25 protein-coding genes are annotated in these 26,852 nt (G+C 54.8%); 12 read left to right on the forward strand and 13 right to left on the reverse strand.

Features of this window, described 5'->3' with window-relative positions; translation table 11 throughout:
* Positions 1 to 127: 127 nt before the first annotated feature.
* Positions 128 to 1,135, reverse strand: coding sequence for an ornithine carbamoyltransferase (gene argF / locus E0E17_RS09455; protein WP_130833735.1), 1,008 nt, complete (start codon positions 1,133 to 1,135; stop codon positions 128 to 130).
* A gap of 171 nt (positions 1,136 to 1,306) precedes the next feature.
* Here argF and rraB point away from each other — a divergent pair, with 171 nt between their 5' ends.
* Positions 1,307 to 1,723, forward strand: a complete 417-nt coding sequence (rraB, locus tag E0E17_RS09460; protein WP_130833737.1) for a ribonuclease E inhibitor RraB — start codon at positions 1,307 to 1,309, stop codon at positions 1,721 to 1,723.
* 61 nt (positions 1,724 to 1,784) lie between these two features.
* On the forward strand, positions 1,785 to 2,573 hold the full coding sequence (gene miaE, locus E0E17_RS09465; RefSeq protein ID WP_130833739.1) for a tRNA isopentenyl-2-thiomethyl-A-37 hydroxylase MiaE: 789 nt from the start codon (positions 1,785 to 1,787) through the stop codon (positions 2,571 to 2,573).
* Between the two features lie 476 nt (positions 2,574 to 3,049).
* On the opposite strand, the gene E0E17_RS20610 is transcribed toward miaE, so the two are convergent.
* The 8 genes from E0E17_RS20610 to pepA all read right to left on the reverse strand — a co-directional run bounded on the left by E0E17_RS20610 (position 3,050) and on the right by pepA (position 9,763).
* Positions 3,050 to 3,334 (reverse strand): DUF2645 family protein, encoded by a 285-nt coding sequence (locus E0E17_RS20610; protein WP_369408703.1) that lies wholly within the window; start codon positions 3,332 to 3,334, stop codon positions 3,050 to 3,052.
* A complete protein-coding gene (locus E0E17_RS20420; protein ID WP_237680839.1) occupies positions 3,253 to 3,423 on the reverse strand; it encodes a hypothetical protein in 171 nt (56 codons plus the stop codon). Before E0E17_RS20420 ends, E0E17_RS20610 begins: the two co-directional genes overlap by 82 nt.
* A 91-nt stretch (positions 3,424 to 3,514) precedes the next feature.
* Positions 3,515 to 3,742, reverse strand: a complete 228-nt coding sequence (locus tag E0E17_RS20545) for a hypothetical protein (RefSeq protein WP_337587004.1) — start codon at positions 3,740 to 3,742, stop codon at positions 3,515 to 3,517.
* 66 nt (positions 3,743 to 3,808) lie between these two features.
* Entirely contained in the window at positions 3,809 to 4,066 is a 258-nt protein-coding gene (locus tag E0E17_RS20550) for a hypothetical protein (protein ID WP_337587005.1), read from the reverse strand.
* Between the two features lie 94 nt (positions 4,067 to 4,160).
* On the reverse strand, positions 4,161 to 4,670 hold the full coding sequence (locus E0E17_RS09480) for a GNAT family N-acetyltransferase (RefSeq protein ID WP_130833741.1): 510 nt from the start codon (positions 4,668 to 4,670) through the stop codon (positions 4,161 to 4,163).
* 71 nt (positions 4,671 to 4,741) lie between these two features.
* Positions 4,742 to 7,597, reverse strand: a complete 2,856-nt coding sequence (locus E0E17_RS09485; RefSeq protein ID WP_130833743.1) for a valine--tRNA ligase — start codon at positions 7,595 to 7,597, stop codon at positions 4,742 to 4,744.
* A gap of 5 nt (positions 7,598 to 7,602) precedes the next feature.
* Positions 7,603 to 8,061 (reverse strand): DNA polymerase III subunit chi, encoded by a 459-nt coding sequence (locus E0E17_RS09490; RefSeq protein ID WP_130833745.1) that lies wholly within the window; start codon positions 8,059 to 8,061, stop codon positions 7,603 to 7,605.
* Between the two features lie 193 nt (positions 8,062 to 8,254).
* The gene (gene pepA, locus E0E17_RS09495; RefSeq protein WP_130833747.1) at positions 8,255 to 9,763 is read right to left on the reverse strand and encodes a leucyl aminopeptidase; all 1,509 of its coding nucleotides are present in this window, start codon (positions 9,761 to 9,763) and stop codon (positions 8,255 to 8,257) included.
* Positions 9,764 to 10,031: 268 nt separating this feature from the next.
* Between pepA and lptF the strand changes: the two genes are divergently transcribed.
* Entirely contained in the window at positions 10,032 to 11,132 is a 1,101-nt protein-coding gene (lptF, locus tag E0E17_RS09500; protein ID WP_130833749.1) for an LPS export ABC transporter permease LptF, read from the forward strand.
* Entirely contained in the window at positions 11,132 to 12,208 is a 1,077-nt protein-coding gene (gene lptG / locus E0E17_RS09505; RefSeq protein WP_130833751.1) for an LPS export ABC transporter permease LptG, read from the forward strand. The genes lptF and lptG overlap by 1 nt, the downstream gene beginning before the upstream one ends.
* Positions 12,209 to 12,338: 130 nt before the next feature.
* On the opposite strand, the gene E0E17_RS09510 is transcribed toward lptG, so the two are convergent.
* Both E0E17_RS09510 and E0E17_RS09515 read right to left on the reverse strand, forming a co-directional pair.
* Positions 12,339 to 13,604 (reverse strand): DUF445 domain-containing protein, encoded by a 1,266-nt coding sequence (locus E0E17_RS09510; protein WP_130833753.1) that lies wholly within the window; start codon positions 13,602 to 13,604, stop codon positions 12,339 to 12,341.
* A gap of 29 nt (positions 13,605 to 13,633) precedes the next feature.
* On the reverse strand, positions 13,634 to 15,136 hold the full coding sequence (locus E0E17_RS09515; protein ID WP_130833755.1) for a helicase HerA-like domain-containing protein: 1,503 nt from the start codon (positions 15,134 to 15,136) through the stop codon (positions 13,634 to 13,636).
* A 553-nt stretch (positions 15,137 to 15,689) separates the two neighbouring features.
* On the opposite strand from E0E17_RS09515, the gene E0E17_RS09520 reads away from it, so the two are divergent.
* From E0E17_RS09520 to E0E17_RS09530, 3 genes are read left to right on the forward strand one after another with little or no spacing between them, the layout of a single operon-like run.
* Entirely contained in the window at positions 15,690 to 16,418 is a 729-nt protein-coding gene (locus E0E17_RS09520) for a gluconate 2-dehydrogenase subunit 3 family protein (RefSeq protein ID WP_130833758.1), read from the forward strand.
* 42 nt (positions 16,419 to 16,460) lie between these two features.
* Complete coding sequence (locus tag E0E17_RS09525) at positions 16,461 to 18,230, forward strand: GMC family oxidoreductase (RefSeq protein ID WP_130833760.1); 1,770 nt, start codon at positions 16,461 to 16,463, stop codon at positions 18,228 to 18,230.
* A 4-nt stretch (positions 18,231 to 18,234) separates the two neighbouring features.
* A complete protein-coding gene (locus E0E17_RS09530) occupies positions 18,235 to 19,506 on the forward strand; it encodes a c-type cytochrome (RefSeq protein WP_130833762.1) in 1,272 nt (423 codons plus the stop codon).
* 407 nt (positions 19,507 to 19,913) lie between these two features.
* Here E0E17_RS09530 and E0E17_RS09535 read toward each other — a convergent pair whose 3' ends face one another.
* On the reverse strand, positions 19,914 to 20,552 hold the full coding sequence (locus E0E17_RS09535; RefSeq protein WP_130833764.1) for a hypothetical protein: 639 nt from the start codon (positions 20,550 to 20,552) through the stop codon (positions 19,914 to 19,916).
* A gap of 110 nt (positions 20,553 to 20,662) precedes the next feature.
* A complete protein-coding gene (locus E0E17_RS09540; protein ID WP_130833766.1) occupies positions 20,663 to 21,796 on the reverse strand; it encodes a GntR family transcriptional regulator in 1,134 nt (377 codons plus the stop codon).
* A 409-nt stretch (positions 21,797 to 22,205) separates the two neighbouring features.
* Here E0E17_RS09540 and E0E17_RS09545 point away from each other — a divergent pair, with 409 nt between their 5' ends.
* Genes E0E17_RS09545 through E0E17_RS09565 form a run of 5 tightly spaced genes read left to right on the forward strand, consistent with a single transcriptional unit; the run spans position 22,206 to position 26,843 of the window.
* On the forward strand, positions 22,206 to 22,778 hold the full coding sequence (locus E0E17_RS09545) for an SIS domain-containing protein (RefSeq protein ID WP_130833768.1): 573 nt from the start codon (positions 22,206 to 22,208) through the stop codon (positions 22,776 to 22,778).
* A 17-nt stretch (positions 22,779 to 22,795) separates the two neighbouring features.
* Positions 22,796 to 23,269 (forward strand): VOC family protein, encoded by a 474-nt coding sequence (locus E0E17_RS09550; protein ID WP_130833770.1) that lies wholly within the window; start codon positions 22,796 to 22,798, stop codon positions 23,267 to 23,269.
* Positions 23,270 to 23,298: 29 nt separating this feature from the next.
* A complete protein-coding gene (locus E0E17_RS09555; RefSeq protein WP_130833772.1) occupies positions 23,299 to 24,285 on the forward strand; it encodes an autoinducer 2 ABC transporter substrate-binding protein in 987 nt (328 codons plus the stop codon).
* A gap of 50 nt (positions 24,286 to 24,335) precedes the next feature.
* The gene (locus tag E0E17_RS09560; RefSeq protein WP_130833774.1) at positions 24,336 to 25,814 is read left to right on the forward strand and encodes a sugar ABC transporter ATP-binding protein; all 1,479 of its coding nucleotides are present in this window, start codon (positions 24,336 to 24,338) and stop codon (positions 25,812 to 25,814) included.
* Positions 25,815 to 25,844: 30 nt separating this feature from the next.
* Positions 25,845 to 26,843, forward strand: coding sequence for an ABC transporter permease (locus E0E17_RS09565; RefSeq protein ID WP_130835506.1), 999 nt, complete (start codon positions 25,845 to 25,847; stop codon positions 26,841 to 26,843).
* Positions 26,844 to 26,852: the final 9 nt, after the last annotated feature.

Here is a 26,852-nt window from a genome sequence, read left to right on the forward strand (position 1 = left end):
GCTGTTGCATGCTTCCTCCCGGCAAATTGTGGCGCATTATACGCATTCGCCGTGCTGCTTCAAGCGAAAAAAGTAAACGTTTGCGTCGCCGGTGAGCGCGCCCCCCTTCGGCAGAAGAGGGTGGCAATTACGGCTGAGCCAGGGTGGCGACCATTACCGCTTTAATGGTGTGCATACGGTTTTCCGCCTGATCAAACACAATGCTCTGTTCCGATTCAAACACTGCATTGCTGACTTCCATGCCATCCTGGAAACCATACTGTTGTGCCATCTGTCGGCCCAGCGTGGTCTGGTCATCATGAAAAGCGGGCAGACAGTGCAGGAATTTCACCTGTGGATTGCCGGTGAGGGCCAGCATGGCGCTGTTGACCTGATAGTCACGCAGCAGCGCGATACGCTCTTCCCAGACCGCTTTTGGCTCGCCCATCGACACCCAGACATCGGTATAGATAAAATCGGCCCCTTTAACCCCCTCGGCAATCTGCTCGGTAAGGGTGATTTTGCCGCCGGTTTTTTCTGCCGCCTGGCGACAGCTTTCCACCAGCGCCGCCTCGGGCCAGCAGCCTTTTGGCGCCACCAGGCGCAGATCCAGCCCCACCAGCGCAGCCGCTTCCAGCATGGTATTGCCCATGTTATTGCGCGCATCGCCCACATAAACCAGCGTCATCGCCTGCAGCGGTTTTTCGGGCAGGTGCTCCTGCATGGTGAGCAGATCCGCCAGCAGCTGGGTCGGATGGAATTCCGTGGTCAGGCCGTTCCACACCGGCACACCGGCATACTCCGCCAGCGTGGAGACGATTTCCTGGCCGTAGCCGCGATACTGAATGCCGTCATACATGCGGCCCAGCACCCGGGCAGTATCCTTAATGGATTCCTTATGACCAATCTGGCTGCCGCTCGGGCCGAGATAAGTCACATGGGCACCCTGATCGTAAGCGGCAACTTCGAAAGAGCAACGGGTACGGGTCGAGTCTTTTTCGAAGATGAGCGCAATGTTTTTCCCTTTCAGATACTGGGTTTCCTGACCGCTTTTCTTTGCCTGTTTCAATTCAGCGGCGAGGCTGAGCAGATGCGCAATCTCGGCAGGGGTAAAATCGAGCAGTCTGAGGAAATGACGGTGATAAAGCTGACACATAGCGTGCTCCGGATAAGCGAATAATTGAATTAAAATTCAATTTAAACGTATGAATATGCATTTTCAACCCCGACAGAAATAAACTTTCTCTTTTGTGTAGTGGCGCGCGGGGCAGTGTGGGAAAATAATTGCAGGACATCGCCTGTATTTGCCGAACATGAGGACATCACCATGGCATACGAAGAATTGCTGGAAGAGCAGCGTGAAGAGACGCGCCTGATCATTGAGGAACTGCTGGATGACGGCAGCGACCCTGATGCGCTCTATACTATTGAGCACCATCTCTCCTGCAACAATTTCGATTCGCTGGAAAAAGCGGCCGTCGATGCTTTCAAACTGGGCTATGAGGTAACGGAGCCGGAAGAGCTGGAGCTGGAAGATGGCACCACGGTCATGTGCGTGGACATTCTCAGCGAATCGGCGCTCAATCCGGAACTGATTGACGCCCAGGTGGAGCAGTTAGTGAACCTGGCGGGCAAATACAACGTCGACTATGACGGCTGGGGCACCTATTTTGAAGATCCCGATGCTGAAGATGGCGATGATGACGAGTTCGTCGACGACGAAGATGACGGTATTCGCCACTGACAGTCGGGGCGGCCGCTGAGCCGCCCCTGCGTTTTTGTTTTTTCAGATTCTGATACACGCCATGAATTACGCTGCTCTGCTTGAACCCATCTGGCAATTTCTCCACTGCCGTACGCCGCAGGCATGGATTGATGCCGCGCGCCAGCCGGAAAATTTAACCCTGCTGCTCACTGATCATATGGTCTGCGAGCTGAAAGCCGCGCAAACCGCAACCTGGCTTATCCGCAAGTATGTCGCCGACAAACCGAGCGGCGATGCGATCCTTGCCTGGCTGAAGCCCTATGAAGATTTTATCTACCGTGAAGATCGCGACAGCAATTTTATCAACGCCCATAAAAATCTGACGAAGAGCATTATCGTACGCAACGAACTGCCATGGGCGGACGATCTGGTGGAAAAAATGGTATTGCTGATCAAAGAGGAACTGCATCATTTTTATCAGGTCTGGGAGATTATGCAGGCGCGCGGGATCCCTTATCAGAAGATCACCGCCAGCCGTTATGCCAAAGGCCTGCTGCGGGAAGTGACGACCCACGAACCCGACACGCTGGTGGATAAGCTGATTTGTGGTGCTTATATCGAAGCGCGCTCCTGCGAACGTTTCGCCAGCCTGGCACCCTATCTCGATGCCGAACTGGAGAAATTTTATATTTCGCTGCTGCGTTCGGAAGCGCGTCATTACCAGGATTACCTGATGCTGGCGGCGCAGATTTCACCGAAAGATATCGCCCCACGCGTGCAGAAAATTGGCGAAACCGAAGCCCGACTGATTTCCGGGCCGGATAATGAGCTGCGTTTTCACAGCGGTGTCCCGGCATGGACAGCGGCGGCGGCTACCACGGCCTCCTGAATGGCAGCGAAAACAGCAGGCGTAACAGGCCTGCTGTAAGTTACCTCTCCTGCCAGATAATTTCTCCGTTCAGGCCGGTTTTAAAAGCTAAGCGATATTTTTTGTTATTTAATATGTACATCAGATCATAGTCCGCTGGATATTTCATCATGTAAGGAATACAGGTATCCGGCCAGCGGCGTTTTACATTGGTTTCTACTGCCAGGGGGTTTGATAATTGTTTGTTGAGGCACTGAGTAAATAATAGCTCAGGACATCGCCGGGTCCGGCAGAGATACAGAGAGTGTTATTACTGATAGCCGCATCGCCTTTATCACGGAAGGCCAGGGTATCAGATCCACAGCCAGACAAAAATAAGAAAAATAATAAGAGGCTGAGCTTTACACGAAAACGAAACGAATACAAACGGGATTTAATGTCAGGATAGTACGTCAGGTTCTGATTGCTTTCTGTATGGTGTTGTTAAGCGTGTATATTCAGACACACCATTGCAGCCGGCCAAAGAAACGCCAGTACCAAAAAAGAAGTAACAGTAAAATGGCAAGTGTCAGCCAGCGGGTAGCGTGCTTGCGTCGCAGGACTGGCAAGATAAAGGGCAATATAAGTATCAGCGTGAAGGAAGCAGTAAATGCTCTGATATCATCAACCATAAAAACCCGATACGCATCACAGGTAGTTTTTATTTCATTACCATCAATGTATCGTTCTTCTTTAAAGTAAGAAAGGTAAGCGATGTTAAAATCGCAAAATAACCCATAGATAAAGAATAAAAAGATTCTTTTTCCATTTCATTCTTTAATTGCTGATATAAGGTTAAGCGTTTTCCGTTTCTCCAGGGTTCTTCTCCCATAAGAACTATACTCCCGTTGTGGTGTACCTTCAGGCGCATTGATGGAATCAATAAAATCCTGTTTATTTTGCTGGATGCCTCGATTGTACCTTTAGCCAGCCAGGATAATTTGCGCCTCGCTAAGTTTTGTTGTATCAGAATCGGGAAAATCATACTTTATAAGATAATTTAAATGCTGAGCAACTACGCGAAGGTTGAAATCATTATTATATAAAAAATTAGCCAGCTGAAATTGTTGAAGAGAACTAAGGTTATCAGGATTCAACCCCAGTGTCTTTGCAACTACGCCTGATTGTATAGCCACAGCACCCACTGACACAGCATTAGATCATTAATTATCTTTGCGTATGGGGCATTCAATGCACTGTCTGAACTGTAATACACCCTATCCTTTTAGTCTTTCTGGTGTTCCAGCAACTTCAGCAACCGCAACGCCCGCCAGTAACATGGCGGGAATTTTCTCTTGTGTAGCTATTGTAAGAATTCGGTCTTTATTGTAAACGAGCCAGGAGGATTTACAGGCCCAAAGGTAATTCATGCCAGTAAGATATTTTTGATTATCAGGCATGGCCCGGAAGTGTAAAAAATCCACTCCGTTCCAGTACAGGAAACCTTCACGATCGGCTTTACAAAAAGGATTCATAATGCCTCCCTGGCATGAATTTCCTGATGGCTTATTATGGTTCAACCAACCTGAGGTTAATATAAAATCATAATGAAGCCATTAAAAAGGCTATTTACAACACCTTCAACATTCTCACTTCGCAATCCACATGGCCGGTACAACCCAGCGCGCTTTCAATATGCTCAAACCCCAGCGACTCATACAGCTTAATCGCTTGCGTCAGGTTGCCGGTGGTTTCCAGATAGCAGCGTTTGAAGCCGCGCTCCTGAGCAAAGGCCATTGCACGTAACGCCAGATTACGCGCCAGCCCGCGGCCACGCACGTCAGGTAAGAAATACATCTTTTGCAGTTCGCAAATATCTGGCGCACTGCAGGCGAGGGGAGCAATACCGCCACCGCCCATTACCTTCCCCTGCTGTTCGACAATCCAATAGGCGCTGTTATCCGTACTGTAGAGCTCAAACAGCTGGTCCAGCTGTGGATCGGCAACGGTATAACCTTTGTCTGCGGTAAGGCCGAACTCGGCGGAAACCGTGCGGATGACCCGGGCGATATGGGGATTATCCGCCGCAGTAATCGGGCGCATCTGAAGCGCGAGCTGGGTTGCAGTGTTGGTCGTCATTGATATCTCATCCAAAAGAAAAAGCCGGGCGAGCCCGGCTTAGCGTTAATTACGTGACAGCTGGCGAAGCTTTACAATGCCGCAATCACACCCTGCTGTTCAATCAGTTTTGCTTTTGACTGTTCCAGCTCGGTGATGCGAGCACGCTCTTTGGCAACCACCGCTTCCGGCGCGCGCGCAACAAAGCCTTCGTTAGCCAGCCGCGCCTGGATTTTTTCGATCTCGACGTCGAGTTTAGCCAACTCTTTCGCCAGACGATCCAGTTCAGCCGTCTTGTCCACCAGACCCGCCATCGGGATCAGCAGTTCGGCGCCTTCAACGATTTTGGTTACGGACACCGGGCCTTTCTCGCCAGCCGGCAGCACCGTCAGGCTCTCCAGACGCGCCAGACGCGCCAGGAAGCTACGGTTTTCCTCTACGCGACGCTGAGCGTCCGGCGAGGCGTTACGCAGCAGCACATCCAGCGGCTTGCTGAGCGCGATATTCATTTCAGCACGGATATTACGTACCGCCACGATCGCCTGTTTCATCCACTCGATATCCGCCTGCGCTGCCGCATCTTCATTGGCCGCATCATACTGCGGGAAAGACTGCAGCATAATGGTGTCGTCGCTGATGCCTTTCAGTGCTTTCACGCGCTGCCAGATGGTTTCCGTAATAAACGGAATGATCGGATGCGCCAGGCGCAGCAGCGCTTCCAGCACCGTTACCAGCGTATGACGCGTACCGCGCAGCTCAGCTTCGCTGCCATTGCTCATCACCGGCTTGGTCAGCTCCAGATACCAGTCACAGAACTGGTTCCAGGTGAAGTCATACAGCAGGTTGGCAGCGATATCGAAACGGTAGCTGTCCAGCGCTTCACGATAGGCTTTCACCGTGCGGTTGAACTCGCTGAGGATCCAGCGATCCGCCAGCGACAGCGTCATCTCACCGCCGTTCTGACCGCAATCCTGATCTTCCGTGTTCATCAGCACAAAACGGCTGGCGTTCCACAGCTTGTTACAGAAGTTGCGGTAGCCTTCCAGGCGCTTCATATCCCAGTTGATATCGCGACCGGTAGAAGCGAGCGCAGCCAGGGTAAAACGCAACGCATCGGTGCCGGACGGCTCAATGCCGTTCGGGAACTGTTTCTCGGTGCGCTTGCGGATTTTTTCCGCCAGCTGCGGCTGCATCATGTTGCCGGTGCGTTTTTCCAGCAGCGCTTCCAGGGAGATACCATCGACCATATCCAGCGGGTCGATAACGTTCCCCCTGGACTTGGACATTTTCTGCCCTTCTTCGTCACGGATCAGACCGGTCATGTAGACGGTTTTGAACGGCACCTGCGGCTTGCCGTTTTCATCTTTGATGAAGTGCATGGTCAGCATGATCATGCGGGCAATCCAGAAGAAGATGATATCGAAACCGCTCACCAGCACGCTGGTCGGGTGGAAGGTGCGCAGCGCTTCGGTGTTTTCCGGCCAGCCCAGGGTAGAGAAGGTCCACAGCCCGGAAGAGAACCAGGTGTCGAGCACGTCATCATCCTGACGCAGCGCCACATCCGCGCCCAGCTGGTTTTCCGCGCGTACTTCCTCTTCGCTGCGGCCGACATAGACGTTGCCGTCGTTGTCATACCAGGCGGGAATACGATGGCCCCACCAGAGCTGACGTGAAATACACCAGTCCTGAATATCACGCATCCAGGAGAAGTACATGTTTTCGTACTGCTTCGGCACGAACTGGATGTCGCCATTTTCTACCGCTTCAACCGCCACTTTCGCCAGCGGGGCAGTGCGCACATACCATTGATCGGTCAGCATCGGTTCGATCACCACGCCGCCACGGTCGCCGTAAGGCACGGTCAGGTCATGCGGTTTGATCTCATCCAGCAGGCCAAGATCTTCAACGGCGGCGACGATCGCTTTACGCGCGGCGAAGCGCTCCATTTTCCGGAAAGCTGCCGGAATTTCATCGCTGTAGATGTCGCTTTCAATACCGTTGGTATCGTAAACCTGAGCGCGCTCGCGGATATCGCCGTCAAAGGTCAGGATGTTGATCATCGGCAACTGATGACGGCGACCCACTTCGTAGTCGTTGAAATCGTGGGCCGGGGTAATTTTCACGCAGCCGGTGCCTTTTTCCATATCGGCATGTTCGTCGCCCACGATGGGAATACGACGATTCACCAGCGGCAGGATCACGTCCTTGCCGATCAGATCTTTATAACGCGGATCTTCCGGGTTTACCGCAACGCCGGTATCGCCCAGCAGGGTTTCCGGACGCGTGGTAGCGACCACCAGATAATCTTTCCCGTCAGCGGTTTTCGCGCCATCTGCCAGCGGATAGCGGATGTGCCACATGGAGCCTTTTGACTCGCGGTTTTCCACTTCAAGGTCAGAGATGGCGGTACGCAGTTTCGGATCCCAGTTTACCAGGCGCTTGCCGCGGTAAATCAGGTTCTCTTTATACAGGCGAACAAAGACTTCTTTCACCGCGTTGGAGAGCCCTTCATCCATGGTGAAGCGCTCACGCTCCCAGTCCACGGAGTTACCCAGGCGACGCATCTGACGGGTAATGGTGCCGCCAGATTCCGCTTTCCACTGCCAGATTTTGTCAATAAAGGCGTCACGGCCATAATCCTGGCGCGTTTTGCCCTCTTCAGCGGCGATCTTCCGCTCTACTACCATCTGGGTCGCGATACCTGCATGATCCGTACCCGCCTGCCATAGGGTATTTTTCCCCTGCATACGCTGGTAGCGGATCATGGTGTCCATGATGGTTTGCTGGAAGGCGTGACCCATATGCAAGCTGCCGGTGACATTCGGCGGCGGGATCATGATGCAGAAGCTTTCCTGGCTGGTATCGCCATGAGGTTTAAAGTAGCCCTGCTTTTCCCAGTGCTCGTAAAGCGGCTGCTCGATATCTTGCGGGTTATATGTCTTTTCCATTTCTGCTATGTCGTTTGCGGCTGAGGCGGCGTTGCCGTATTCAAGTGGAAGCCGACGCTGCGATAGGCTTTATAGCGGTCGCGCGCCAGCTGTTTCTGAGATTCTTCGAACGGTACGAAGTCTATCACTTCATGGAAAGCAGTAGCAAAATCTGCAAACTGCGGGAGCAGGCTGATCAGCAGATCGCGCGGCGCGTTGCCGCGGCGCTGCGGCCAGGCGAGCTCCACCGGTGCGCCGTAGCGCGGCCCTTCACCTGCCAGATTATGCGGGACAAAAGCGTTCGCCGGGCGCTGCCACAGCGCTTCATCCAGCCGAATCGCCTGTTGCTCATCTTCACAGGCGATCAGGATGCGTTTGCCTTCACGCCAGCGCATGGCGGCCAGATCGCATACCAGCGCTTCGACAGCGCTAAGGCCATCCACATGCGTATCGTGATCGAGCAGGTAAAAGGTGGCGTTTTTCATGATGTTGCCTTGACGCTAAGGTGTTGCTTTTCTGAATATGGATGAGGAAACGTTGCTTTGCTCCTCACTCCGACCCTCTCCCGGAGGAGAGGGGAAAACCGGCAGCGATGCCGGTCTGTTCGTTCTGTGGGCGAAGGCGACTCGCTTCGTCCCTCTCCCTGTGGAAGAGGGTAGCGGAGGCACAGGTAAAACCTCAGTCGTCGCCGTTCAGTCCGGCGCGATTCAGCAGGAACTGTGACAGCATCGGCACCGGACGGCCGGTTGCGCCTTTCGCCTTGCCGGAACGCCAGGCAGTACCGGCGATATCCAGGTGCGCCCAGTTATATTTACGTGCAAAGCGCGCCAGGAAGCAGGCCGCGGTAATCGCGCCCCCCGGACGTCCGCCAATATTGGCCATATCGGCAAAATTGGACTCCAGCTGCTCCTGAAACTCGTCCAGCATCGGCAGACGCCAGGCACGGTCGCCGGACTGTTCAGACGCACCGATCAGCTCATGCGCCAGCGGATTATGATTCGACAGCAGGCCGCTGACATGATGGCCGAGCGCAATCACGCAGGCACCGGTCAGGGTCGCAACATCAATCACCACTTCAGGTTCAAAGCGTTCCACGTAGGTCAGGGCATCACACAGCACCAGACGGCCTTCCGCATCGGTATTCAGCACTTCGACCGTCTGACCGGACATGGTGGTCAGGATATCGCCCGGACGCATAGCGCGGCCATCCGGCATATTTTCACAGCCCGCCAGTACGCCAACCACATTCAGCGGCAGATCCAGCTCGGCCACCATACGCATCACGCCGTAGACCGAAGCCGCGCCGCACATATCATACTTCATCTCATCCATCGCTTCGGCGGGTTTGATGGAGATACCGCCCGAGTCGAAGGTCAGCCCTTTGCCCACCAGCACAATCGGACGCGCCTCCGCATCGGGGCTGCCTTTGTACTCAATCACCGACATCAGCGATTCATTCTGCGAACCGGCACCCACCGCCAGATAGGCGTTCATCCCCAGCTCTTTCATCTGCTGTTCGCCGATCACGCGCGTAGTGATTTTACTCCAGGCGTCCGCCAGCTGGCGCGCCTGCGAGGCGAGATAGGCCGCGTTACAGATATTCGGCGGCATATTGCTCAGATCTTTCGCCGCTTTCACGCCGGCGGCGACTGCCAGGCCATGCTGGATGGCGCGCTCGCCGCTGGTTAATTCCCGGCGCGTCGGCACGTTAAACACCAGCTTACGCAGCGGACGGCGCGGCTCGGCTTTGTTACTTTTCAGCTGGTCAAAGCTGTAAAGCGCCTCTTTGGAGGTTTCAACCGCCTGACGCACTTTCCAGTAAGTGTTACGGCCTTTGACATGCAGTTCGGTGAGAAAACAGACTGCTTCCATCGAGCCGGTATCATTCAGCGTATTAATGGTTTTCTGGATAACCTGCTTATACTGACGTTCATCCAGCTCACGTTCTTTGCCGCAGCCAATCAGCAAAATGCGTTCTGAGAGGATATTGGGCACGTGATGCAGCAGTAGCGTCTGGCCGGCTTTGCCTTCCAGTTCTCCGCGGCGCAGCAGGGCGCTGATATAACCGTCGCTGATTTTGTCCAGCTGTTCGGCAATCGGTGACAGACGGCGCGGTTCAAAGACGCCAACAACAATGCAGGCGCTGCGCTGCTTTTCCGGGCTACCGCTTTTTACACTGAACTCCATGCACTCTCCTGAATCTTAAAGACAACGGCGGCTGCGGTCGCTAGAATGTAGCGCGCTCGTAACTCATTATTTCTCCGTGGCGCCATGACATTTAGCCGGAGACGGTCATAATGAGTCAGGGTGACATTGTGTTGTTTTTCCACCACACTAACGCTTTAGTCATACAATTTTAGCTGCGACGACCGCCATTGATGAAGAAAAATGGCAAATAAGCGTTGAAACTATCGATTTTCCTGCAAAAAGACAAGTTTTCACAGGCGTAATAAGCGTGATTATCATTAGATATCTGGTTCGGGAAACGCTCAAAAGCCAGCTGGCTATCCTGTTTATCCTGTTATTAATCTTCTTTTGTCAGAAGTTAGTCAGGATTCTGGGGGCAGCAGTCGATGGCGAGGTCCCGACAAATTTAGTTCTGACCCTGTTAGGGCTCGGCGTGCCGGAAATGGCACAACTTATTTTACCGCTCAGTCTGTTTTTAGCGATCCTGATGACCCTGGGGCGGCTCTACACGGAAAGTGAAATCACGGTGATGCACGCCTGCGGCCTGAGTAAAGGTGTGCTGGTAAAAGCGGCCATGATCCTGATGCTGTTTACGGCATCTGTGGCGGCGGTCAACGTGATCTGGCTCGGCCCCTGGTCGTCACGCTATCAGGATGAAGTGACGCAGAACGCCAGGGCGAACCCGGGAGCGGCGGCGCTGGCGGCGGGGCAATTTCAGACCTCCAGCGACGGCAACACGGTGTTGTTCATTGAAGATGTGAAGGGCAATCAGTTTGGCAACGTGTTCCTGGCGCAACTGCGTCCCAAAGGCAACGCCCGTCCGTCGGTGGTGCTGGCGGACAGTGGCCATATGGATCAGCGTCCTGATGGTTCCCAGGTGGTGACGCTGGATAAAGGCACGCGCTTTGAAGGAACCGCGCTGTTGCGCGATTTCCGCATCACTGACTTTGTGAATTATCAGGCGATTGTCGGTTACAAAACCGCCACGCTGGATCCTGACGATGCTGAGCAGTCCAGTTTTACCACGCTGCTGCAGAATAAGACCCCCGCTTTCCGTGCGGAGTTGCACTGGCGTCTTACGCTGATCTTCTCGGTGCTGATTATGGCGCTGATGGTGGTACCGCTGAGCGTGGTGAACCCGCGTCAGGGACGGGTACTCTCGATGCTGCCCGCGATGCTGCTTTATCTGATCTTTTTCCTGCTCCAGAGCTCACTGAAGTCGAATGCGTCAAAAGGTCGTCTTGATCCGGCCCTCTGGATGTGGGTGGTGAATGGGGCTTACCTGCTGCTGGCTGTGGCGCTGAACCTGTGGGATACGGTGCCGATGCGGCGTCTGCGCGCCCGCTTTAGCCGCGGAGGATCAGTCTGATGTTTGGTGTACTTGACCGTTATATCGGCAGAACCATCTTTAATACCATCATGCTGACCTTGTTCATGCTGGTATCGCTCTCCGGTATTATTAAATTTGTCGATCAGCTGAGAAAAACCGGCCAGGGCGCTTATAGCGTGCTGGATGCCGGCTACTACACGCTGCTCAGCGTGCCGAAAGATATCGAGATCTTCTTTCCGATGGCGGCGTTGCTGGGCGCATTGCTGGGGCTGGGTATGCTGGCGCAGCGCAGCGAACTGGTCGTGATGCAGGCTTCGGGCTTTACCCGTATGCAGGTGGCGCTGTCCGTGATGAAAACCGCGATTCCCCTGGTGCTGTTAACCATGGCGATTGGCGAATTTGTTGCGCCGCAGGGGGAGCAGATGGCGCGTAACTACCGCGCTCAGCAGCTGTATGGCGGCTCCCTGGTCTCGACGCAGAATGGCCTGTGGGCGAAAGATGGCAACAGCTTTATCTATATCGAGCGTATCAAAGGCAACGATCAGCTGGATGGCGTCAGCATCTACAACTTTAACGATCAGCGTCGGCTGCTCAGTGTGCGCTATGCGGCCAGCGCCATCTGGGACGCCACTGAGAAACGCTGGACCCTGTCGCAGGTGGATGAATCCGATCTGAAAAATCCTCAGCAGATTACCGGATCGCAGAGCCTGCGCGGTGAGTGGAAAACCAATCTGACGCCGGACAAACTGGGCGTAGTGGCGCTGGATCCGGATGCGCTGTCGATCAGCGGTCTCTACAACTACAGCAAATACCTGAAGCAGAGCGGTCAGGAAGCGGGACGTTATCAGCTCAATATGTGGGGGAAAGTCTTCCAGCCGCTCTCCGTAGCGGTGATGATGCTGATGGCGCTGTCGTTTATTTTTGGCCCGCTGCGTAGCGTATCGATGGGGGTGCGGGTGGTTACCGGCATCAGCTTCGGCTTCCTGTTCTACGTGCTGGATCAGATTTTCGGCCCGCTCAGCCTGGTGTATGGCTTACCGCCGGTGCTGGGTGCCATTCTGCCCAGCGGCGCGTTCTTCGCCATCAGCCTGTTCCTGCTGCTGAAGCGGCGTTAAAGGCCCGGGAAAAGAGCGTCACCTTACAAAAACCCCGAAAAGTTGAACCCTCAACGATTCGGGGTTTCTTGTTTTGGCTGCCCGCTAAAAGCCCTGCGTTCCGTCAGCGAGAAGATAACGGGTAGCGGATTCACAGCAGTGCTGGCAGCTGTGACAGCAGAAAGAGAATCAGCCCGATGGTGCCGCCCACCAGGGTGCCGTTGATGCGAATAAACTGCAAATCTTTGCCGATATTCAACTCGATCTGCTGTGACATCTCGCTTGCGTCCCAGCTTTTCACCGTGTCGCTGATATGGCGCGTCAGAAAGCGGGAAAATTCCGGCGCCATGCTGCGCACCGCCTCTTCCAGATGCTGATTTAGCGAATGACGTAACGCTTCGTCCGCCGCCAGGTTTTCACCCAGCCAGAGTGCGGCGCGTCGTACCTTATCCTGAACCCGGGAGTTCTCGCTGTTAAGGTCCTGCTTTAACCAGAGGCGCAGGTCCTGCCACAGCTCGCCGATATAGCGATTCAGCGACTCATCCTCTTTCAGCCAGGATTTAATAACCTCTGCGCGTTGCGCCATCTCGGGATCGCTTTTCAGCCGGACAATCAGGCGCTCAACCGCCCGGTTAAAACCGAGGCGAAACTCATGCCCCTGATCGAGCGCCACCTCATCCAGAATGGTATTCACCGCATTTGCCACCAAATCGGCGCTGTGTTCCCCCAGCCACTCGGTAGGCAACACTTTGGCTTTCAGCGGATGTTCCCGCTTCAGCCAGTGCACGATCTGGCGGGCAATAAACTCGCGCGTGCCGGGCTTGTGCAGAATACGCAGCAGCTGCTCAACGGCGGCATCGAGCAGTTCCTGATGGCGGTTGTTTTTGGTCAGGCTCTCCAGCATCAGCGCGCCCGACTGCGTCAGATCCGCTTTGTCGATCGCACGGTGGACGGCGCGACGCAGCAGCAACTGAATACGCGCATCGTCAGTGAGATCGAGAAAACCGCGCATCACCTGGATCAGATGACGTCCCACCCGGTCAGCGTTGCCCGGCGCGTTCAGCCAGCTTGCCAGCATCTGCGAAGGATCGTAGCGACGGATAAGCGCCAGCAGCGAATCGGTATCAAGAAATTTCTCCTGGACAAAGCGCCCCAGATTATCGCCAATGCGATCCTTATTACGGGGAATAATGGCCGTATGACGAGCGATAAAGGGCACCGGCACACGGCGGAACAGCGCCACCACGGCGAACCAGTCCGCCAGTGCCCCGACCATCGCCGCTTCGGCAATCGCCTTTACGCCGCTTACCCAGAAGCTGGCGGGCAGAAACAGCGTCGTAATAAAGGTGGCTGCCGCCAGCAGCAGCAACAGTAACGCCAGCCGTTTGGTGCGTTTCAGTTCAGTTATTTTATCCACGGTTTCACTGCCGTCCTTTTGGGCCTGGTTTAACGCTTACGACCGCCGAGCAGGCTACCCAGCACGCCACGAATGATTTGACGGGTGATCTGGCGCGTGGCGCTTTTCGCCATGGTCTGAACGACGCCGTCCCGCTTACCGCCGCGCGGACCGGTACTGCCGAACAGGATCTCTTTCAGGCCATTCAGAACGCTGTTGTCTACCGCCACCTTATCGCCCGGCGCGGCGGGCGCCCTGGCCTGTTCACTGGCCGCCTGTACTCCCTGTTGCAGCCGCTCAAACGCCGATTCCCGATCCAGCGCCGTATCATATTTGCCATAGAGGGAAGAGTGGTTAATCAGGCCGTTGCGCTCGTCGCTGTTGATCGGTCCCATGCGCGAGCCGGGGGCAATCACCATGGCGCGCTCCACGATGCCGGGGCGACCTTTCTCGTCGAGAAAGGAGATCAGCGCCTCACCGGTGCCCAACGCCTGCAGCGCGCTGACGGTATCAAAAGCGGGATTGGCGCGCAGGGTCTGCGCCGCTGTCTTCAGCGCTTTCTGATCTTTCGGGGTAAAAGCGCGCAGCGCATGCTGGACGCGGTTGCCCAACTGGCCGAGCACCACATCGGGCACATCGGCCGGATTCTGGGTGATAAAATAGACGCCGACCCCTTTGGAGCGAATCAGGCGCACCACCTGCTCAATTTTATCGAGTAACACCGCAGGCGCGTCGTCAAACAGCAGATGCGCTTCATCAAAAAAGAACACCAGCTTCGGCTTCTCCAGATCGCCCGCTTCCGGCAGCTGTTCATAGAGCTCGGCGAGCAGCCACAGCAGGCTGGTGGCGTAGAGCTTCGGCATCTGCCAGAGTTTGTCCGCCGCCAGGATATTGATATAGCCATGCCCCTGTTCATCAGTACGCATCAGATCGTGGATATCCAGCATGGGCTCGCCAAAAAAGTGCTCTGCGCCCTGTTGTTCCAGCGTGAGCAGCCCACGCTGGATAGCGCCGATCGACGCGCTGTGGATATTGCCATACTGGGTCTGGAAGGCTTTGGCGTTTTCGCCAATATATTGCGTCATGGCGCGCAGATCTTTTAAGTCGAGCAGCAGCAGGCCCTGATCGTCAGCCACGCGGAAAATGATCTGCAGTACGCCGCTCTGTACTTCATTAAGGTTCAGCAGGCGCGCCAGCAGCAGGGGGCCCAGATCGGAGAGCGTGGCGCGCAGCGGGTGGCCCTGTTCGCCAAAAACATCCCACAGCACCACCGGGTTGCGCTGCGGCTGCCAGTCGCTGACGCCAATAGCGCGCAGGCGCGTCAGCAATTTTTCACTCGCTTCGCCTTGCGTCGCCACACCGCTGAGATCGCCTTTCACATCGGCCATAAAGACCGGCACGCCCGCGCGGGAGAAAGATTCGGCCAGCTTTTGCAGGGTCACGGTTTTACCGGTGCCGGTAGCGCCGCTAATCAGGCCATGACGGTTAGCCATCTGCGGTAACAGATGCAACTGAACATCGGGGGTTTGAGCAATCAGCAGCGGCGCGCTCATAGCATTCTTCCATTCTGAACAGGGAAAGGTGTTTCAAGGATAGCAAGGTGTTATGTCTGTCGCGCGGGGTTTTTAACCAGAAAGCGATCCCGATAACGGCAATCTGCGCTTATTTTATATACCGTTATTGAGCGCAGAATAAAAATTAAGCGCGTTACCATGCATAGGCTGCCTCTCTTATTATTGATTTAATGTTTTCATATGGTAAATATAATGTTAAATCGAGGCATAATATCTGGTATGGAAGTATGATATTTTTTTATTGATAAGTAAGCGACACTATCCCTTCCCGTTATTACATGCAGAGTTTCAGCGCTTAATTAAATAAAAAAAACTAATATTTATCTTAATTAAAGTGAAATTTCTTTCCCTTCAGGTCGTTATCCCGCTTTTGCTACTCTTTCAGACGATTATATTTTTTTGTCCAGATACATACTTAATTTTATTTTTACATTTTGAAACCTTTGTATCCCTAAGATTGCCGGGCTGTTTACCGATGAGTTAGATAATTAACAAAAACATTACTTTTATAGCATGTGAGAGTCGTACGGCAATGCTTCTACAAAAACCAACCTCAAGACGTAAGTTCTTACTGGGGACCTTACTGGCTTTGCCATTAGGCGAGCTGGTATTTAAAGGTTTAACCGCCGCCCAGGCTGCGGAAATGGCCGCACCAGAATTAACCGATTACACACCGATTTTTTTCAGTGCTGATGAATGGCAGTTTATCCTTGCCGCGACCGATCGTTTGATCCCGGCAGGCGGCAAAGGTAAAGCGCCTGGCGCGCTGGAAACCAACGTACCGATTTTTATCGATCAACAGTTGCATGATGAAAATTATGGTCAGGAGATCTACCTGCAAGGACCCTTTGACATTAAGGCGCCCGCTACCCTGGGTTATCAGATCCCTTATAACCCGCAGCAGCTCTATAAAACGGGCATCAAACTGGTGAACCAGTGGTGTCAGGAGAGGTATCAAAAACCTTTCCATGCCCTGTCGCAGCAAGAAAAAGATGACACCCTGACGAAGGTCAACAAGAACGGTATCGATTTCGCTGCCCTCGGCGAACCCAACATGAAAGCTTCACACTTCTTCAGCCAGCTGCTCTCCAATACCAAACACGGCTATCTGGCCGATCCCATGTATGGCGGCAACAAAGGCATGAAAGCCTGGATCGCCCTCGGTTTTCCCGGCGCGCGTGCCAGTTATCTGGAATGGGTAAAACAGCACAACATTCCTTACCCGCTGGGCCCGGTAAGCGTTAAAGGCGAGCGCGCCTGAGTGCGCAATCTCGCCGTATCAGGTATTTGAGACAGGATTAACATGGCACAGATTACAAAAAAAGAAGTCGACGTCGTTGTTTGCGGCCTCGGCTGGGCAGGCTCGTTGATGAGCATCGAACTGGCGCTGGCTGGCCTTGAAGTGCGTGCGCTGGAGCGCGGCCCCGACCGCACCTATGACGATTTCGCATATCCGAAACCGGCTGACGAATATGGCTACGCCGTGCGTAACAAAGTGTTCGCTACCCCGGCAGAAATGGCGGTCACCGTACGCTACACCACCGATCAGACGGCACTGCCGACACGTAAGTGGGGAGCCTTTGCCCCGGGCACTGGTGTAGGCGGCGCGGGGCTGCACTGGACCGGCGTTCTGCTCCGTCCTACCCCGACGGACATCAAGCTGAAAACCTATGTCGACGAAGCGTACAAGCCGGGCATTCTGCAGGATGACATGCGCGTCATGGACTTCCCGTTCACCTGGGATGAGATCGAACCTTACTACTACAAGTTTGAGTTGATCTGCGGCCAGTCCGGCACCACCGGCAACCTGCGCGGTCAGATTCTGGAAGGCGGCGATCCCTTTGAAGGCCCGCGCTCAGAACCTTATCCACTGCCTGCGCTGGAAGATACCCTGAACACCAAAATGTTCGCGGCAGCAGCGAAAAAGCTCGGCTATCACCCGTTCCCGAACCCGTCCGCCTGCGTTTCACGCGCCTGGACTAATCCGTACGGCAACCAGATCGCGCCCTGTAACTACTGTGGTTACTGCAGTAAGTATCCGTGCCTGAACTATTCCAAAGCGTCGCCGCAGACTGCGATTATGGATTCACTGAAGCGTATGCCGAACTTCTCTTATGAAGTGAATGCGGAAGTGATCAAAGTGGTGCTGCACGATGATAAGAAAACCGCGAAAGGGGTGATCTACATCGATGAGAATGGCGACGAGTGCTTCCAGCCGGCGAAAATTGTGGTGCTGAGCAGCTTCCAGCTCTATAACGTGCGCCTGATGCTGCTCTCCGGTATTGGCAAGCCTTATAACCCAATCACTGAAGAGGGTGTGGTAGGACGTAACTACGCGTTCCTCTCCAACGGCGGCGCGACGCTGTTCTTTAAAGACAAGAACTTCAACCCCTTTGCTACCGCAGGTGCCACCGGCCAGATGTTTAACGACATCTCACCGGGTAACTTTGATGGTCCGGGGCTGGGCTTCCTCGGCGGGGCGAAGATCCACAGTTCTCAGGCCACCGGCACGCCAATCAGCACTGCACTGCCGAAAGGCACGCCGGCCTGGGGCGCTGGCTGGAAAGAGGGGCTGGAAGAGTGGTATGGCCATTCCATGAAGGTCAGCATCACCACCACCTGTCAGTCTTATCGTGATATCTACCTCGATCTCGATCCGAACTATACCGATCATCGCGGTCAGCCGCTGCTGCGTATGACTTTTAACTGGAAAGAGAACGAACTGCGCCTGCAGCAGTACCTGAAAGGGATTGTGGGCAATATCGCCAAAGAGCTGAACCCGGACAGCATGAGCATGAGCTTCCTGCCGATGGGTGCCGACTTCGATATCACTAAGTATGTCTCTACCCATAACGTGGGTGGTGCGGTGATGGGCGATAACCCGAAAACCTCTGCGCTGAACCGTTATCTGCAGAGCTGGGACGTGCATAACGTCTTTGTTCCGGGTGGCAATGCCTTCCCGCAGAACTTCCAGGCGAACCCCACCGATACCATCGGCGCCATTACCCTGATGGCAGCACAGGCGATCAAAGATCACTATCTGAAAAACCCCGGCCCACTGGTACAGGTGTAAGCGCATGAAAATGTTGAATCTGAAACCTTTATTCGTTGCGAGCGCCGTGCTGCTGGCCAGTGGTTTTGCCCTGCAGGCACAGGCGGAGGATGAGAGTCAGCTGATCAAACGGGGCGAATATCTGTCACGCCTCGGCGACTGCATGGCGTGTCACTCGCTGCCCGGCAAGCCCGATTTCGCAGGCGGACTGGCGATTGAGTCGAACCTCGGCACCATCTACGCCACCAATATTACGCCGGACAAAACGCACGGTATCGGCAACTACAGCGAACAGCAGTTCTCTGATGCGGTGCGCAAAGGGATCCTGCCGGACGGCTCGCGTCTCTATCCGGCCATGCCTTACCCGGCCTACGCCAAAATCAGCGATGAGGATCTCCACGCGCTATACGTTTACTTTATGAAAGGCGTGCAGCCGAGCGCAGAGCAGGTACCGGAAACCAAACTGAGTTTCCCGTTCAGCCAGCGCTGGGGCATGCGTTTCTGGAACTGGGCGTTTACCGCAGAGAAACCTTTCCAGCCGATTGGCGGCGCCTCGGCTGAGGTGAATCGCGGTGCTTATATTGTCGAGAGCCTGGGCCACTGCGGCAGCTGCCATACGCCGCGCGGCTTTGCTATGAACGAAGAAGCGCTCGACAGCAGCAATGCGGCGTTCCTGGCGGGCGGCAGCCTGAACAACTGGGAAGTACCGTCGCTGCGTGGCCTGCCGCGCTGGAGCGAGCAGGAGATCGTCGATTATCTGCAGACCGGGCGTAACGACAAAGCGGCAACCGGCGGCGAAATGAAGGCGGTGGTTGAGCACAGCAGCTCGCACATGACCGATGCCGATCTGAAAGCGATCGCCGCTTACCTGAAGTTCCTGGGCGGCAACCCGCCGCTGCAGGCCTATGACATGCAGGCCGCGCAGGTAACGGAAGCGAAGCTGACCGCCGCGAAAAACCTGACAGAAGGAGAGCGTCTCTATCTCGACAACTGCGGCGCCTGCCACTTTGTCAGCGGTAAGGGCGCGCCGGGCATCTTCCCGGAACTGGATCAGGCGACCATCGTGAATGCAAAAGATCCTGCCGGGTTGATTCACACCATCCTGCAGGGTGCGCAGCAGCCATCCACGGCCAAAGCGCCATCCACTCTGGCGATGCCGGGCTTTGGTCAGCGTCTGAACGACGAAGAAGTGGCGCAGCTGGCGACCTTTGTGCGTCAGGGCTGGAGCAACAACGCGCCGGCTGTGACGCCGGCGCAGGTAGCGGAAGTGCGTAAATCGCTGAAGCACGGCGAGTAACGCAACAGAAAAGAAAAGGGGCGATCGATTCGCCCCTTTTTTATTGCCAGCTTAAAACCACGTCCTGCGGGCGTGGTCATCAATACGTTTTGGCTCTGCCTTATCGTCTCTGGATTTGAATCTTACGGAACAGGCAGAGACTGCTTTTTAAGGTTTTTGGTACACCCCTATGGGGTGCAAACAAAGCCGCCTTCTATGAAGGCGGATTTTTACTGCCAGCTTAAAACCACGTCCTGTGGGCGCAGTCATCAATACGTTTTGGCTCTGCCTTATCGTCTCTGGATTTGAATCTTACGGAACAGGCAGAGACTGCTTTTTAAGGTTTTTGGTACACCCCTATGGGGTGCAATCAAATCCGCCTTCTATAAAGGCAGATTTTTACGTCTGCCATTGCAGCGCCAGCGTGATCAGTGTTTGGGCTGCTCCAGCGCATCAATCACGTCCGGGAAGAACTCCTGAAAGAGTTCCGGCGTCATCAGTTCCGGGTAGTGCATCAGGTGTTCGCGGATCTGCTCATGCAGTTCATTCATGCGCCTGTCCACCATTTCCGTGATGGTCAGTCCTTTTTTGCGGTACATGCTGATGGTTTCCGGCTCCAGCAGGCTACCTTCATCCTCTTCGCTGGCATCCTCAAAGGCTTCCAGCTCATCCAGCAACGTAAACAGGACTTCCAGTTGCGGCGTACGCGATTCATAGCGCGGCGGTTTCTCGCTCTGCATATAGCGAATCATCGCTTTCACCGGTGAACCATCCGGGGTAGCAGGCGGCGAGGTAGCAAACCAGTCGAGCAACTGATGAAAGGTGATCTGAAAAACCGGGTAATTCCGGTCAGCCAGCTCATCCGCCAGCATCACGGCGCTGTCGTTTTCGATCAGGCAAATATGAGTGGTCGCCGCCGGATAAGCGCCGAGCCAGGCTTCAATTTCGTCAATCACCGCTTCGTCATACACAAAATTGTGACTGTTAAAAGTCCCGTCAGGTTGATGGACGCCCACCTGCACCAGCTCAGGGTCGAAATAAATGCCGATATAAGTGATGCTTTTCATGCTGTCCATCCTGTGTGAGCAAAAAGTTACTATAGCGCTGCTCTGCGGAGATAAACAGGCAAGGCAGCAGAGAATGAAAGCAGCGGACAGGTTTTATACGCGCTTTTGCCTCAGCAGGTCGGCAGACGCACGCCACAGGAGGCGCGTACAATCAGTTCGCCCGGTGAGGTGAGATGGCACGCGCTGTCCTGCGGATACTGCAACCGGTTCAGCAGCGTGAGAACGGCATTACGCGCAATATCGCTAAAAGGTTGTTTATAGGTGGTTAACGGAATGCCAAGCAGTGCGGAATAAGCATTGTCATCAAAACCCACCACATTCACCCTGATGCCCTGTTGCGCGCAGACCGCCAGCAGCTTCATGGCGGTAAAATCATTGGCACAGACGATATCCTGCATGCCGCTGGCCAGCAGGTGTTGCACAAAAGTCGTATCCTGCAGCTCGCCTTCATGCTCCCAGGCCGCGCAGGGGGTGAGTCCCGCTTCCAGCAGCGCCAGGCGATAGCCCATCCTGCGCATATTGACGGTGTTGGCAGAGAAACGTTCACACAAGAAGTCGATGCGTCTGGGCTGTTGCTGCAGCAAATGGCGCGTCACTTCCATGCCCGCCGCCACGTTATCGATGCCGATCAGATCCCAGCGGCTGCGCGCAGGCCAGCGCGCCACATCGCTGTCCAGCAGCACCACGCCGATGCCGTAGCGGTCCAGCTGGCTGAGGATCAGCTCGTTGATCGCGCCAGCAGAGGGGTGAAATTCCACCGGAATAAAGAAAACCCCTTTTACGCTGCTGCGTACATAGCGCTCAATCACATGATCAATCTTGCTGATGATGGCCTGGCGCGTGGCGCCTGCGCCAAGGGTCATGACGCCATTCCACACCAGATCGAAATTAAAGCTCTGCGACAGGGCGGCAATAGATTTAAAAATCTGTTCAAACAGAAAACCACTTTCGTTGGCTTCCATGCGTGGCGAGAGGATCCCCAGCGTCAGGGGATCGGCAGCTGAGGCGGGCGCGGTGTGTTCCGCAAAGGTGACATAGTGGCCGGAACCCTGAGTACTGCGGATCAGGCCCTGTGCGCGCAGGCGGGCCAGTGCGCGCGACAGGGTGGGCCGTGAAACGGCGAAGTCGGTACAGAGGTTAATTTCCGTGGGCAGTCGCTCTCCCTGACTGTAGTACCCGCTGCGGATACGCTGTTCAAGTTGCTGAACGATCCGCTCCAGCTTGCCCGATCTTGCCATAGTCATTTTACCTGCTGTTTTGCGCCCGTTTTTATCGGAGTTATTACGACGCCCTTATCAGGGAATATGCCGGAATACATTAATAAAAATAATAAGTAAAAACAATCCGGAAGAAAAATTACCAGGTTGTAAATTTCATGCGGCAGAGAATTGTGCGTTTTTTTACGTGCCTGATGTCCTGATATCACCCGCAACATAACGCAGCAGATCCGTAAATACCTGTGATTCAGCTCACTTATTCGCCACATTTCCTTTAGTGCAGCGTTTTAATGTTGAATTATTGTGATCGGAACCAAAAGAGCGGCGGAAAATGTTGCGTAAGGTAACGGAGAGTTACCGTTCAGATAATTTTATAAATTTGTCAACTCAGTGCGCCATTCCTGCTCTGTAGCCGTAGCCAATTGAGGAACTTCACATGTCACACTACCAGGATCTTGTCGACAAGGTGATTAACGAGAACCGCGCCACGCTGATGGCGGTGGATCCGCAGCAGATCGCGCAGTTAATGGATGAAATCTGTCAGGCGAAAACCATTCAGCTGTATGCCATGGGACGTATGCAGCTGTCGGTACGCGGTTTCGCCATGCGTCTTAAACATATGGGTTTTGACAGCTATGTGGTGTATGACACCACCTCGCCTTATCTGGGCAAGGGGGACTTATTGATTGTGCACTGCGCCGTCACCAATGTGGAACTCAACATTATCCGGCTGGCGAAAGAAGCGGGCGCACGTATCGTACTGCTGACCGCGCATCCCGAAAACGAACATGGACAGTACGCAGATCTTGCGGTACGCGTGCCCGGACAAATTTTTGGCGGCGACCAGGAGATCCCCTCTGTTCAGCCGATGTCCACCCTGCTGGAACAGGCGCTGTTTCTCTTCACGGATATCGTCACCATGATGTTGATTGAGAAGTGCAACATCTCCATGGAAGCGATGAAAGCCAGCCATACCAATCTGGAAGGCTTGCCGCATAAATTTGCTTAAACCGGGAGAACCTGAGCATGAAAGATGGCGATATTATCCAGGTCGCTCACCTGGTCTCTGACCTTGATGCCGCGATGCAGCACTACTGGCAAGCGTTCAATATTGGCCCCTGGGATGTGTATACCTATGGCCCGCACAACATCATTAACTCGCGTTACCGCGGTCAGCCCGCCGAACATGTCTATAAGATTGCCGTCTGCTGGGTAAATGGCGTGCAGATGGAGCTGATGCAGCCGGTCTCGGGTTACAGCATCTACGACGAATATATTGAGAAGCATGGCTACGGCCTGCATCACATCAAGCTCTATTTTGCCGACTGCGACCAGGCGCTGGCGCGCTTTCAGGCACGCGGTTATGAGGTGGTGCAGAGCGGCAACATTGGCGATGACGTCTTTTATTACCTCGACACCGAGGAACGTTTTCAGGGTGCAGTCATTGAGATTGGCAATGCCGGCTCAATTCCCGAACCTGAACGGCGCTACCCCGCCTGACTCTTCTCCCTGTGATAAGGATTTAGCTGATGAAAACGCGACACTCTTTTACGCTGGCGCTGCTGCTTGGTGTCACCACGCTGTGCAGCTCTACGCTGAGTCTGGCCGCCGAGCAATACTCGATGGTTGGCATTCCCAAACTGCGATCCGCCTGGTTCAATGATTATGAAAGCGGCCTGAAAAAAGCGGCGAAGGATTTCGATATCGATGCGTATCAGCAGGCCCCGGCGTCTGCGGATGAAGCGCAGCAGGTGCGCATTATCGAAGACAGCATTTCTCAGGGTGCCAATGCGCTGCTGGTGGTGCCCAATAACGCCAGCTCGGTAGAGCCAGTGTTTAACCGCGCCCGCCAGCAAAAAATTGTGGTGATCACCCATGAGTCGGTGAATCAGCCCGGAGCCGACTTCGATGTGGAGATGATCGAAAACGATAAATTCGGCCGTTACATGATGGATGAGTTTGCCAGGCATGCCGGCGGCAAAGGGGAGTTTGCCATTTTTGTCGGCTCCCTGACCGTACCGGCGCATAACATCTGGGCGGACGCTGCCATTAAGCAGCTGAAAGAGAAGTATCCGCAGATGAAGCTGGTGGCGGAGCGTTTTCCGGTGAGCGAAGACCGCAACGCGTCGCGGCAGAAAACCCTGGAGCTGCTCTCTACTTATCCCAACCTGAAAGGCGTGCTGGCGTTTGGCAGCCAGGGGGCGCCGGGAGCCGCGCAGGCGCTGCGTGAGAAAGGGCTGGTCGGCAAACTGACGGTGATTGGCACCACCTCGCCGAAAGAGAGTGCCGCCTTCCTGAAGGATGGCTCAATGACCGAAGCGATCCTCTGGAGTCCGGGCGAAGCCTCTTACGCCATGGCCTATCTCGCCAAAATGATCCTGGACGGCAAGCGGGATGAGATCAAACAGGGGCTGGAGATCCCGGGACTGGGCGTGCCGGAGATCAACGGCCAGAACATCATTTTTGATAAGCCGCTGACGGTGACCAAAGAAAATATGGGGCAGTATAACTTCTGATCGCGTTTCCCCTCCTCCTGCCTGTGGGAGGAGGGCACCAGGAGAGCACTATGCAATTTCTGGCAGTCGAAAACGTCACGAAAAAGTTTGGTGGCGTCACTGCGCTGAACAATGTCAGCTTCGATATCCATCAGGGCGAAGTGCACGGGCTGGTGGGGGAAAACGGCTGCGGCAAATCAACGCTGATGAAAATCATCGCTGGCGTACTGCCGCGCGATCGCGGCACTCTCACCATCAAAAATCAGCCGATCACGCGCTATAACGCCATCGAAGCGGGAAAGCAGGGGATCGGCATTATCTATCAGGATCTGTCGCTGTTTCCTAACCTGACGGTGCTGGAAAATATCTATATCAGCCAGATGCTGAACGAGAAAAAGCCGCTGGTGCGCGCCAGCGCTTACCGCGATAAGGTGATCGCCATTCTCGATCAGCTGGGGATCCGCCTCGATCTGAATGCCACCGTTGATGAACTGCCGATCGCCAAACAGCAACTGGTAGCGATCGCCCGGGCGCTGGTGAACGAGTCAAAACTGATCATTCTGGATGAGCCCACCACCGCCCTGACGCGCAGCGAAATCAACAACCTGTTTACCATCCTGCGCCATCTGAAAAGCCAGGGCATCGCCTTTATCTTTATCAGCCACAAGCTGAATGAGCTGCTGGAGATCTGCGATCGCGTCACCGTGATGCGCGATGGCAAGGTGATCGACTGTCAGCCCACCGCGCAGCTCACCAGTGCCGCGATCGAAGCGAAGATGCTGGGTTACGCCCTCACTTACGAGAAACGGGCCTCTTACGCCAGCAACGAGGTGTTGCTCAGCGTGCGCAACCTGAGCAAGCGCAACAGCTTTCAGGATATCAGTTTTGATCTGCATAAAGGCGAAGTGCTGGGCATCGCCGGATTGCTGGGTGCCGGACGCACCGAGCTGGCGATGGCGCTGTTTGGCGTCGAGCCTGCGCAGAGCGGGGAGGTGCGTCTGAACGGGCAGCCGGTGCGGCTGAACAGCATACAGGATGCGGTGAAACGCGGCATCGCTTATGTGCCGGAAGATCGGCTGGCACAGGGGCTGGTGATGGATCAGAGCATCGCGGCCAACACGGCGATCTGTACACTCGATCATTATCTGACGCCGCTGCGTTTGCTGAACGGCAGCAAGATGCGCGCTACTGTTGAAGGGCTGCTGAAAGCGATGCAGGTGAAATATGGCAGTCAGGATCAGCCGGTGCGTATGCTGTCCGGCGGCAATCAGCAAAAGGTGGTGCTGGCGAAGTGGCTGGCGATGAAGCCGCAGGTATTTATCCTCGACAGCCCCACGGTAGGTATTGATGTGGGTGCCAAAAGCTATATCTACCAGACGGTGAAGGCCAGGGCCGCAGAGGGGATGGGCATTATCTTTATCTCGGATGAGCTGCCCGAACTGCTGGCGAACTGCGATCGCATCATCATGATGCGGAACGGCAGGCTGGGCAAAAGCTGGCTGAGCGATGAGATCGATAACGATACGCTGCAACGTGAACTGGAGCTGTAATGCCCGCCTGAGGAGGTTGCCGTGGATGTGATGAAATACCTGAAGGCCAGGGAGACGCTGCTGCTGGTGCTGATCGTCATCCTGTCGATTGTGATCACCCGCCTTAACCCCGCCTTTATGACCTTCGATAATCTCACCGGCCTGCTGAAGTCCTGGACGGTACTGGGGATTTTCGCGCTCGGCGTGCTGCTGGTGCTGCTGTCAGGCGGTTTTGATGTCTCCTTTACCGCGATCGCCCAGGTGGTGCAGTACGTAGTGGTGTTCTGGTTCCTGCAGCTCGGGCTGGACAATATCTGGCTGGCGATCCTCTGCAGCCTGATGCTGGGCGCGCTGATGGGACTGCTGAACGGGGTGATTATCTACTATTTCAACATTACCGCCATTATCGTCACCATCGCCACCAACAGCCTGTTTTATGGCGCGCTCTATGTGGTGACCCAGGGAGATTTGATCTATGACATTCCTCCCTCGCTGCTCAGCCTGGCGGAGATAAAGATCTTCCCGCTGCAGGCAGAAAATGGCGCCTGGTATGGCCTGAGCCTGATTACCTGCCTGTGGTTTCTGCTGGCGATTTTTCTCCATCTGTTTTTAAAGCATACGGTGCTGGGACGCAGCATTTATGCCGTGGGCGGCAATGCCCTGTCGGCGGAGCGCGTCGGCTTTAATCTGCGGCGCACTACGCTGTTTATCTATACCTTCGTTGGTGCCATTTCCGGTTTTGCCAGCATCATTCAGGTGTCCATTGTTCAGACGGTAATCCCCAACTCAATTGTCGGCTCGGAGTTGCAGGTGATCGCTGCTGTGGTGCTGGGCGGTGCATCGGTAACCGGCGGACGCGGCAGCGTGCCGGGGACGCTGCTCGGGGTGCTGCTGTTCGCCATCCTGAGTAACAGTCTGACGCTGCTGAAAGTCTCTCCTTATTACTACAACGTCTTTACCGGGCTGGTGATCCTGTTCAGCGTGGTGCTTAACGCGTTGCAGCTGCTGCGTCAGAAACGGGCCCAGGTACGGGTTGTGGTGGAACCATGAGGAGCAAAT

Origin of the sequence: [Erwinia] mediterraneensis (assembly GCF_900604315.1) — a bacterium.
In the GTDB taxonomy this organism is placed as follows: Bacteria; Pseudomonadota; Gammaproteobacteria; order Enterobacterales; family Enterobacteriaceae; genus Pantoea; species Pantoea mediterraneensis_A.